This window comes from Chloroflexus sp. (genome assembly GCF_034432675.1).
In the GTDB taxonomy this organism is placed as follows: Bacteria; Chloroflexota; Chloroflexia; order Chloroflexales; family Chloroflexaceae; genus Chloroflexus.
Genome location: NZ_DAOUBI010000194.1, coordinates 1 through 10,357 on the forward strand (window position 1 = coordinate 1; position 10,357 = coordinate 10,357).

Below are 10,357 nucleotides of genomic sequence, written 5' to 3' on the forward strand. Positions count from 1 at the left end.
GCGGCGGAGCCGCGCCCCTATGTGCCGTCCAAAGAAGGCGTCCGAGTGGTTTGACTTTTGGGGAGCATTACACTACGGGCGGGGAAACCACTCGCACAGCGCCTGTCGAAATCGCTGAAAGGCTCTATCCTGGCATCCAGCAAGGCTCACTTGTTGGGCGAGCTTCTGGAAGAGAGAAGATGATCGAGGAATCTGTTTTTGCCGCAGTAGCGTTTCCATCACCTGCTTGGGATTACGAGGTTTTCCGTTGGGAAAGCGGTTAGAGATTTTTAACGTTTCACTATACAGATGTTCGTCGCCTTTTGTGATGATGTTGATGACCTGACGAGAATTCGCAAATACCCACATTTCCAGTTCGGGATCTAAAACGACCGCAATGCAACGGTTTTCCCATCCTGTACGATACAACCGTTCTTCAATCGCTGCTTCTAAACCTGGTGCGTCTACATCTTCTCTGCCACAGCCTTCACGGTCAAACATAACGAGTGCGTACTGATAGTTCCTGTAGCGAGTTCGCAGCAATGCATCGGCGTGACGAAATACACCGGGATCGCGTTGCGAATGCCTGAACACATCGAAAGTGATGTTTGATCGCGTGCCTAACGCTTCAGGACGAGCCATAAGGCCGCGTATAGTGTACTCCATGTCTAAGTCAGCGACCAGAAAAACAATGTCCTTTCACTGTCCATTCATCCTAGCATCCCACTGGCAAGCAGGTCACCGAGTGCAATTTCAGATCGCCACTCCTTAAGGTGCGGATGTTGATCTCCGGGTACGATGTCTGTTGCACCGTGTTGCGTTAACGCAAAACAGAGTAGTTCACGTGGTCTGGCAAGGTTGAGTAAAATTGGCGAGTGTGTTGTACAGAAAATCTGCCCTGCGTAAACCGATGAGGGGGACTGGTATACGGCTTCCAGTGCACGAGGATGGATGCCGTTTTCCGGCTCCTCGATAATGTAGATTCCCTTCTTTTCCGGGAGATATGCCAGGAGTGTCAATGCAAACAGCCGCAGCGTTCCATCTGACAGTAGCCAGGAGGGAAGTGGCTTACCGTCTTTGGTAATGACAACAAGATACCGATAACGATCCTCTTCCCGCTCCTTTACGGTAATTGTTTTGATGTCAGGTAAAACTGTTCGTAGATGGTCTACCCAAAGCTCTAACTGTAAAGGTTGATGCTGGAGACGTTCCACTACAATTGCCAGATTGGCTCCATCTGGCTGAAATGTTTTGGGCGCTTCCGGGTGGTAAGGCCAGCGCATATGCTGGCTGCTGAGCATCACAAAGTGAAGTTGCTCTGTGAGCATCTTGCGCAGCCATTGGCTTACAGGAAAACGGGCTTCTTCGGGAATGAGTAAGAGACCCGCACGGTCTTTCCCTACATGCAAGGGAAAATTCCAATCGGAAGTTTCCGAGCGCACGTACACGCGGCCATCAGCAGTACGCGATATCACCTTTCGGTAGCCAGCCGGCGCTCTTTTGCCTGGCATCTTCACAATCGATGGCGGTGGTTTCATTTCTGCCGGAAAGACCGTTTTGGATACATCTTGGGTGGAATGGTTGGTATGCAGAGCTTCCCGAACCAGCCAGAGGTTTTCTACCAGAAATGTGAGCATACCATCTTCATCGGTTCCGATCCGAACTTCGTAGCGTATCCGGCTGTCATCTTTATGACGGAGATGTTCGGGAATGTGGAGTTCTACAGCCAGTTCAACAGGATGTGGCTCCATCTGCCAGACAAGATCGCGTACCGAGCGCACACGTTTCTGCACCGCTTTTTGTAACCCCTCTTCGAGGATGTCTTTCAAGAACACCAGCACATCCAGGAACGTACTCTTCCCACTGGCATTCGGTCCTACCAGAATCTGGAAGGTGTGTAGCTCTTGCCGGATATAGCGGAGGCATTTATAGTTCAGAGCCTCCAATGTATGCAGAACCATGGCTGATAGACTCCGTGCTCCTTTTGGTGCTTGTGTCAAATTGTACCACCAGACAACTCCTTTGGCGCGTACATCTGGGTTTCAGGCGCACGTCGGCCTGTGAGTTGGTATCTGGCGAGGGTTCTACCTACCGCCCCCCTCACTCAACACCTACCTACATAAAGCACAACGAGTAGGCGAAGGTATTCCCGTCACCTACTCGTAGCAGGCTTTGGGGCGTGATCAGTACGACCCGCCCGGCACAAACTCATTCGTGAACGCTTGCCGCACATCAACTGGTGCAGACAGCAATCCCGCCGAGCGCATAAACTCCTCGGTGCGCATCCAGAGCTGGCCATCGGTGTAGCCCAAACCGTATTGCGCAGTTAATTCGTTTTGCCAGAAGGGGAGACTCTCTTGCAATACCTGGCGTTGTAATGCGAGATCGCCCAGTTGGGCTTCGGGAATGAATTGTAGGCTCAGATCAAACGCCTCATCAGGATTGGCTAGCGTATCGGCCAACCCGCGCAGACTAGCCCGCACAAATTTCTGTACTAGCTCCGGGTTCTGAGCGATCAGCGCCTCACTCACGGCGATGCCATTGGCGGCCAGGTTAAAAACATCGGCGGCCAGTAAAACATTCACTTCCACCCCCTGACCGCGCAACTGGACCGGCTCGTTCATTGCGTAGCCGATTGCGACCGGTACCTTATCTTCCATTACCGCTGCACTCTGGGTGAAGCCGATCTCTTGCACAGTCACATCGGCTTCGCTCATACCGCCGGCGTAGAGCGCGGCCAGGAGCGCATAAAAACTCTCACCAAAACGGCCGGGAATACCAATCGTCTGCCCACGCAGGTCATTCACACTTGCCAACGGCACATTGCTCTTGGCGAAGAAGGCAATCGGGAAGCGCTGATAGAGCGTCATGACCGTCTTGACCGGTAATCCTTGCTGGCGAGCCAGCAGCACCGAGGTGCCACTAGTGGTTGCAAACGCAATCCCACTCGTCGGCCAGGTTGCAGCCCGCTGTAAGACATCATTCTCGAAGTTGTAATCGAAGGTAACGTCGATCCCTTCGGCGGCGTAGTAGCCTTTGGCAGCCGCAACATAGTAGGGGGCAAACTGAATGTTCGGAATATACGACATCGCCAGCGTGACTTGCTGTAAGGTTGGTTGAGCGTCAGGTGCAGGCGCAGCCGTCGGTGCCGCAGCAGGCGTTGTCGGTGTTGGTGCACCGCACGCGGTGATGAGCAGAATGATCAGGATACCCAGAGTAAGCACACGGAATTTCATCATTGTCATGCTCCTGAATTGATGTGTGTCATTGCTATGATGCTTCCCAGCGAACCAGTAGTCGTTCCAGCAAACCGGCCAGCACGTAGAGGGTTAACGTGATCAGGGCCAGTGTTGCCAGGGCAACAAAGATCAATGGCGTATCGAACAGCCCACGCGCAATATTGATCAACGCGCCCAGGCCAACCCGTCCGGCAACAAACTCACCGACTACGGCACCGGTTGTGGCGAGCGCCAGCCCGGTACGCACACCGCCGAACAGTACCGGTAGCGCCAGCGGGGCTTCGACGTAGCGCAGCAGTTGCCAGCGATTGGCGCCACTGATGTATGCCATTTCGATCAGTTCGCGGGGAATGCTGCGAATCGCGACTACCGTATTGATAAGAATCGGCAGGAAGGTGATCAGTGCAGCCACCAGAACTTTCGAGGTCAGGCCGGCGCCAAACCACAGGATAATGAGGGGTGCGACTGCCACCACCGGGATCGCCTGACTGGCGGCCAGCACCGGGGCCAGGGCCTGTTCGAGCCAGCGAATGTGAGCCAGCGTGTAGCCTAGGATGAGCGCAATGATCAGGGCCAACGTGAACCCGCCCAGAGCCGCGCTCAGGGTGGCGAAGGTATGCTGCCAGAGTAAACCGCTACTCAGCGCCTGCCAGAAACGTCCGGCAACCAGGGTCGGCGAAGGCAGAATAAAGGCCGGGTAGCCGCTCAGAGTCACTCCTGCCTGCCAGAATACGAGCAGGAGCATCAGGGTGACTGGTAAACCGAGAGCCGGCCACTCGAAGCGTCGTAGTGATCTGACCCGCGGCGAGACCCTTGTTACAGGCAATGTTTGCTGCATCGTTCCAACTCCTTTCGTGGCGGGCATAGAAAAACCCCGCCGAGCGAACGCTCTTCGGGGTACAGATACGGAAGCATGACGGGGAACGATCCCGCCAGCAATGGCAACGATGCGAAGGCGCACATCGTGTGCGCTACCTGCATCCTTGCCCATATCTGGATCTTCTTTACATCCGGACTGTAACCGTCGGCCCCGGAGTTGCACCGGATCCTGCGTGCCTTTCAACACGCTCGTGGGCTATACCACCGATCGGGAATTGCACCCTGCCCCGAAGATCGTTTGTCGCTGTTGATGATAGCATTAATCGGGGATTGATGTCAAGGATAGACGTGAGGGGTGTGGTGCAGAACCCGTTATGAATCTGTAACTTGACCGTGATCCGCAGTTGGCCTGTTCATCATGCTCTGCCAGACAGCATCTTCGGCAACCCATGCTCCTCGTGGCATGTGGGAGCCATGTTTCTGCACCAACCGCCTCCTATGCCGGGTACGGTTAGCTTCTGCCACCCTAACTCGATGGTCTGCTTGAGACGGACTTTTCCATGTGCTACACTTCACTTCGGGAAAGGCGGCACGGTGAAGGAGGAAGCGAATGGCTCTCAGAAGATGGTACGTCACTGGTGTATGCTGCTGTTGCTACCGGTATGTGTTACTTTCACTGCCCTCGCCTTCGATCCCACCGTGCAAACCCCATCATTGCTATTGGACGAAGCGTTGACGGTATACTACGGCAACCTGGCCCGCCGTGAGGTCGGGCAGCCGCCACTCCGTTGGAATCGGCAATTGACCTATGCTTCGCGTTGGTTTGCCTGGGACTCAGTCGAGAATCGGTCTGCTCCATATTGTGGACACCAGGATACCAACGGCCAATGGCCGATTGATCGGGCTCCACGGTTTGGTTATCTGGGCAGTAGTGGTGCTAAAAATGCATATTGTGGCTATATGAGGCCGCAATATGCGATTAATGGCTGGTTGAATAGCCCTGGTCACCGGGCTAACTTGCTAGACGCCGGTCATCGTGAGATTGGGTTGGGCTATTATCGTCGTGCCGTTAGTGGAAGAGGATACATTGCGCAGATGTTTGGCAATGACGCAACATACGCCCCGCTCATTATCGAGCACGAAGCCCCACAAACGCTGAACCCTTCAGTATCGCTGTATCTATATCAGCATCAGCGACAGGCTCAATCCGGTTTCGCCGATCCCAGACCAGCAAATGCATTGATGGTGGCCAACGAACCATGCTTTGTCGATGCGCAATGGCAACCCTTCACCAATGAGTTTCGTCATACGCTACCCAGTGGGGAAGGCTGGCGAACAGTCTACGTGCGAACCCGTGATGATGTCGGCTACACGCAGACGGTGAGCGATACGAACTATCTTGGTGCACATCTGCCGGTTGCTGAGCTTGCCAATACGATGAGTGATCGGCAAGAGACGGTGACGCTCGTCGGTTTGAGCCATCCTTTCTTTACTCAGGTACAGTTCAGTTTGGGCTGGTTGGTTGATGAAACCTACCCCAACTTTCGGGGGGCAGGTGAGCGAGTCGCCGATCCAGCCGCCTGGAGTGGTGGTGCATTTCGCTTCACGCCGGCATATTCAGCGTGGGTTTGGGATTACCGGCCACTCTTGTTCAAGGATAGATCTCTTGTAGCTTATGTACGCCTGAAAGTCAGTGACAATACCTCACTCTCTGAAGTAGCTCACTTCGAGGTGAGAGATGGTGACCAGCAGTACGGCCTGCTTTCGCTGCGCGGAATTGATTTTGCCGCTGCCGGTCAGTATCAGGAATTCGCGCTCCCCTTTCGCTATACCGGTAGCGACTTTCTCATCTTCCAGTTCTGGCGCAGTGGCGATACTGAGGTCTTCGTTGATGCAGTGACCATCTTTACTGAGCCGCAGCCGTTGGTGTCGCCGCTCACATTTACTGTTCCCGGCAACAACTACCGTGGTCAGAGTGTATGGGTGCGCTACACCGACGGGCAGGCATTTACCGAGTGGAGTGAAGCCCCTGTACTACCGGCCCAGCCGATCACCATTTCGCCACGGGTGTTAATGGTGCAGCGCGATAGCCCGCCTCCCCCTCCGGTCGTGCTCTCAACGCCATGCGCCCAGCCATCCTGGCAGGTTGTGCAGGCTGACCCGTGGTTGGGTAGCAGTGCTGAGCAGGGAGCGCTGCGTTTGTGGGTCGATCCGAGTGGACTGCCCACCGGTATCCACCAGGGCAGCATCACATTTGCGGCGCCCGGTACAACCTTTCGGCTGATGGTGCCGGTAAGCCTGATGGTTGCCGATCAGATCTTTTCAGTCTATACGCCACTTGTGGTGAGGTGATATTATGCAGCGGTTTCTGTTGATATGCTGGATAGTGATGATATGCACGGCCTGCTCGGCTGTCAGTCCATCGAGTACGATAACCGCAACCATCATCGATCCCCCAACTGTGTTGAGTGATTTTCAGTTGCCGGCCAGTACCGGTCATGATCTACGGTTGAGTGATTTGCGTGGTAAGCCGGTGTTGCTCTACTTCGGATATACCCGTTGTCCCGACTATTGCCCGATCACCCTCAGCGAATTTCGGCGTGCACGCGAACAACTCGGTGCTGATGGTGAACATGTTCATTTCGTTTTGATCAGCGTTGATCCGGCGCACGATACACCAGAGGTCCTTGCTGCGTATCTACGTGGTTTTGGTGAGGGTTTTATCGGCTTGCAGGGTGATGATGCGACGCTGCGCCGTATCAGTAAAGAGTACGGTCTGACCTATCGCCATGGAGGGGGCCATCAACATCATAATCATGGTGACGCCGGTGTCGAACATAGTACGGCGAGTTATTTGATCGATCAGAATGGGCGGCTACGGATCGTTTATCAATATGGAACCGTAGCGAGCGTGTATGTCGAGGGCATCCGCGCCCTGTTAAGAGAGGTGCCATGAACTACCGTTTGAGTCGTCGTTCACTGGTGACATTAGGTGTTGTTGCTCTCAGTCAGACGGTTGTCCATGCGCAAACGCCGGAAACACATCAGATTTATGTGCCAATGATTATGCGTTCGCCACTACCGGGTACATTACTTGGCTCACCTAGTGGTACCGCAGAAGCGGCGATTGCGTGGCTGGCGCCACGCAGCACAGCCTACGTTCCCTACGATGTTGGTGTCATCGTCAATGGCTATGCCGAGATTGGTCAGGCGGCTGAAATTGACTGGTTTCTGGCCATTGCGCAATGCGCACATGAAACCGGTCATCTCACCTCGTGGTGGTGCCAACGACCACGCCGTAATCCCGCTGGGATTGGCGTGACCGGCGAAATCCGCGAAGCGCCGCCTGATCAGCCACCAGGCCCCGATTGGGCGTGGGACGAGAGTATTCAACGCTGGCGGGCCGGGTTGAGTTTTACCTCGTGGGTCGGCGAGTCGATCCCGGCCCATTTGGGACGGTTGTTAGCCTATGCACTCCCGCAAGGTGCTGGTACACCCTATCAGCAGCAACTGATCGACTATGCCCTCCGGCGTCGCTCGCTCCCTGACCATTTACGCGGCGTGGCGGTAACGATTACCGATCTGAACGGACGATGGGCAGTGCCGGGTATGGAATACGGTCAGCGCATCCTAGCTCTGGCCGAGCAAATGCGGAGTGCAGGTTATTGAATCGCAACTCGTCTTGTGTAGATAGATCGCCTCTTTAGCGCGTTAGAGCACTGTACTACCCGATTTTGGCAAATGTTGACGCATCCCTTGACGTGAGGGTTACGCGGGTCGTATAATAAGGCTGTGTTAAGAACGGCAAAACTCCCATGAAGGAGGCCGGCTATGAAAACATGTGTGACAACGCGGTTGAGGGGTGTATAGGGCGGTACAGGCCGATGCCTGTAGCCGCCCTTGATGTTTTCCGGGCACGAGACGAAGGAGGTCTCCCTATGCACTCGGACTTAATCGGTAAGATCGAAAAGGCCCGGCGTTATGCTGCCGAACCAGAGCGAATCAAGTTCAGCGATCTGCGGGCGACATTTCACGGTGGCAACAGCGATCACGAAATTTCGCTTCACGATGGGCAATGGTCGTGTAATTGCTCGTTCTTCCGCATGTGGGGTACCTGTGCTCACGTTATGGCAATGCAGCGTATTCTCCATCCAATGCTAACCGAAGAAGCCCGTCAAGCCGATCTGGCGATTGTGCAGCCAGATCTGAACGCCTGATCATGGGCGACGCATTCTCACAGTGAGATTGACGCCGGAAGGTGGCGCGGTGATACTGATAGCGGGGCGAGTGGCGCCCCGCTATCGGCATTGTTACGACGAGGTTTTATGACGCCACTGATCATTGCCCATCGTGGAGCATCGGCTGATGCTCCGGAGAACACACTGGCGGCCTTTGAACTGGCCCGCCACCAACAGGCTGATATGATCGAGCTGGACTTGCAACTAACGGTGGATGGAGAGATCGTGGTCTTTCACGACGATACGACGGTGCGCTGGAATGGTCGGGATGAGCTGGTGGCCCGGCTGATGCTGGCCGAGCTGCGACACCTCGACATTGGTGGCGAGCGGGTGCCGACGCTGGCCGAGACGTTGGATTGGGCACGGAGTGCGGTGATGCCGCTCAATCTTGAGCTAAAGCGTCCCGGTATGGCAGTGCGCTGTGTTCAGCTCATTCGTGAATTTGGAATGGTCGATCAGGTGATCGTTTCGTCATTTTATGAACAGGCACTGCACGAATTACGTGCGACCGACCCTGTGGTTGCCCGTGGCTATCTCATGGGCATTCGCACGTATCGCCCCGATATACGGCTGCGCGAGTTCTGGCCATTTCTGGCGCTGCGGCGGGTCAGGGCTACGGCGTGGCATCCGTACCACGGTTTGCCCGGTCTCGATTGGATCTTGCCGAAAGTTCGACGTGCCGGATATAAAGTGAACGTATGGACGGTAGATGATCCGGTACGGCTCCGTGAGCTGGCCACTCTTGGTGCGAGTGGTCTGATCACAAACAGGCCGGCTGCGGCACGGGCTGCGCTCAGTAAAGGATAATCGCTTGAAACGGCGCATCTGGCTCGTTGTGCGGGGAATAGGGCCATTGCTGGCGGTGCTGGCTGCACTGATCGGTGTGCCGGCACTGCTGGCCTGGCTAATCACCGGGGGGCCGTTGAGCTGGTACCATTTCCTGATCGGGGTAGGAGTGGCTGTTTTACTGATTCTGGGTGCCGGTCTGGTGTTGGGGTGGGCACTGGGCAAACGCCTGAAGGGTGACTAAACACCATCAATCGTGCGCTCGAAGGCGATCAGTCGCGGCACGATAGCGCGTCGAATTTCGACGTACTGTTGCGACAACCAATGCCCGATACCACGAATCTGCGGCAGCGGCGCCTTGCGGAGCCAGCGTAGCCCAAAACGGGCAACCAGATGGAGCCGTCGCAGGAGGCGATCTCGCCGCCCCAACAAGATAATCGCCAATACATAACCGGGCCAGCCGGGAATGATCGGGAAGAGTGAACCGATCAGGCCCAGAACCAGAAATGTGATACCAAGTACACGGCGCACGGTCGGATTGAAGCGTAAGAAGCGAATAACTGTTATCATCATTGTATCCTGCAACGAGGTGACCTTGACGATTTGCCTACCCGTAAATTATTGTACCTGATCGGTGCTACTATGGGATAGCAAACGAAATTAACAATCTGCTGAATCTTTGCTGATATTCTGTCATTTTGGTAAGAGGAAAAATCCCTCTTTTTGCGCTGAGGTGAAGCTATGGCCGAACAATCGTGGTGGCAACGTCTGGTGGCAGCAGTTGAACGAGAGTATGAGCGGCGGATTCGACGGGCCAGCCTGCTGGGTGAGTTTAAGCCGGCTGACGACCATCACCACGCCCATGCGTCGGCGACGCCGACCCCCGCTCATGCTGTTGAAGAAGAGGAAGCGGTTGTCGTCAATGTGCCACGCGGGACGAAAATCAGTCGCCGTGATACACACGTTGAGGAATAGTCCGGGTAGGAGAAAGGAAGTAGAAAATAGGAGCGAGGGGAGAGGGAGACTGTATGGGGGGGAGGTGTTGCGGGCGTGCTTCTGATCTCCCCGCTGGGGGAGGTGTTGCGGGCGTGCTTCTGATCTCCCCGCTGGGGGAGGTGTTGCGGGCATGCTCCTGACCTCCCCCGCTGGGGGAGGTATTGCGGGCGTGCTTCTGACCTCCCCCGCTGGGGGGAGGTGTTGCGGGCGTGCTCCTGATCTCCCCCGCTGGGGGAGGTGTTGCGGGCGTGCTCCAGATCTCCCCGCTGGGGGAGGTGTTGCGGGCGTGCTTCTGATCTC

The 10,357-nt window shown here is 55.5% G+C and carries 12 protein-coding genes and 1 riboswitch; of the genes, 7 read left to right on the top strand and 5 right to left on the bottom strand.

Annotated elements, in window-relative coordinates:
• Positions 1 to 72: 72 nt before the first annotated feature.
• The 4 genes from mads4 to VAE55_RS14845 all read right to left on the bottom strand — a co-directional run bounded on the left by mads4 (position 73) and on the right by VAE55_RS14845 (position 4,056).
• On the bottom strand, positions 73 to 672 hold the full coding sequence (mads4, locus tag VAE55_RS14830; protein WP_416181209.1) for a methylation-associated defense system protein MAD4: 600 nt from the start codon (positions 670 to 672) through the stop codon (positions 73 to 75).
• Between the two features lie 17 nt (positions 673 to 689).
• Positions 690 to 1,940 (bottom strand): methylation-associated defense system AAA family ATPase MAD3, encoded by a 1,251-nt coding sequence (mads3, locus tag VAE55_RS14835; protein WP_322816517.1) that lies wholly within the window; start codon positions 1,938 to 1,940, stop codon positions 690 to 692.
• A gap of 222 nt (positions 1,941 to 2,162) precedes the next feature.
• Positions 2,163 to 3,218, bottom strand: a complete 1,056-nt coding sequence (locus VAE55_RS14840; protein ID WP_322816518.1) for an ABC transporter substrate-binding protein — start codon at positions 3,216 to 3,218, stop codon at positions 2,163 to 2,165.
• A gap of 31 nt (positions 3,219 to 3,249) precedes the next feature.
• A complete protein-coding gene (locus tag VAE55_RS14845) occupies positions 3,250 to 4,056 on the bottom strand; it encodes an ABC transporter permease (protein WP_322816519.1) in 807 nt (268 codons plus the stop codon).
• Positions 4,057 to 4,211: 155 nt separating this feature from the next.
• Positions 4,212 to 4,336: riboswitch (FMN riboswitch) on the bottom strand.
• A 343-nt stretch (positions 4,337 to 4,679) separates the two neighbouring features.
• On the opposite strand from VAE55_RS14845, the gene VAE55_RS14850 reads away from it, so the two are divergent.
• The 6 genes from VAE55_RS14850 (at position 4,680) to VAE55_RS14875 (ending at position 9,305) form a co-directional block, all read left to right on the top strand.
• Positions 4,680 to 6,389 carry a CAP domain-containing protein gene (locus VAE55_RS14850; protein ID WP_322816520.1) on the top strand — a complete coding sequence of 570 codons (1,710 nt, stop codon included), beginning with the start codon at positions 4,680 to 4,682 and terminating at the stop codon, positions 6,387 to 6,389.
• 4 nt (positions 6,390 to 6,393) lie between these two features.
• The gene (locus VAE55_RS14855) at positions 6,394 to 6,993 is read left to right on the top strand and encodes an SCO family protein (RefSeq protein ID WP_322816521.1); all 600 of its coding nucleotides are present in this window, start codon (positions 6,394 to 6,396) and stop codon (positions 6,991 to 6,993) included.
• Complete coding sequence (locus tag VAE55_RS14860) at positions 6,990 to 7,706, top strand: hypothetical protein (RefSeq protein WP_322816522.1); 717 nt, start codon at positions 6,990 to 6,992, stop codon at positions 7,704 to 7,706. Before VAE55_RS14855 ends, VAE55_RS14860 begins: the two co-directional genes overlap by 4 nt.
• 269 nt (positions 7,707 to 7,975) lie before the next feature.
• Positions 7,976 to 8,254, top strand: coding sequence for a hypothetical protein (locus tag VAE55_RS14865; protein WP_322816523.1), 279 nt, complete (start codon positions 7,976 to 7,978; stop codon positions 8,252 to 8,254).
• A gap of 108 nt (positions 8,255 to 8,362) precedes the next feature.
• Positions 8,363 to 9,082, top strand: coding sequence for a glycerophosphodiester phosphodiesterase (locus tag VAE55_RS14870; protein WP_322816524.1), 720 nt, complete (start codon positions 8,363 to 8,365; stop codon positions 9,080 to 9,082).
• Between the two features lie 4 nt (positions 9,083 to 9,086).
• Positions 9,087 to 9,305 carry a hypothetical protein gene (locus VAE55_RS14875; RefSeq protein ID WP_322816525.1) on the top strand — a complete coding sequence of 73 codons (219 nt, stop codon included), beginning with the start codon at positions 9,087 to 9,089 and terminating at the stop codon, positions 9,303 to 9,305.
• Here VAE55_RS14875 and VAE55_RS14880 read toward each other — a convergent pair.
• Positions 9,302 to 9,634, bottom strand: coding sequence for a hypothetical protein (locus VAE55_RS14880; protein ID WP_322816526.1), 333 nt, complete (start codon positions 9,632 to 9,634; stop codon positions 9,302 to 9,304). The two genes, VAE55_RS14875 and VAE55_RS14880, sit on opposite strands and share 4 nt — an antisense overlap.
• A gap of 168 nt (positions 9,635 to 9,802) precedes the next feature.
• Here VAE55_RS14880 and VAE55_RS14885 point away from each other — a divergent pair, with 168 nt between their 5' ends.
• Positions 9,803 to 10,036 (top strand): hypothetical protein, encoded by a 234-nt coding sequence (locus VAE55_RS14885; protein WP_322816527.1) that lies wholly within the window; start codon positions 9,803 to 9,805, stop codon positions 10,034 to 10,036.
• The last annotated feature ends 321 nt before the right edge of the window (positions 10,037 to 10,357 follow it).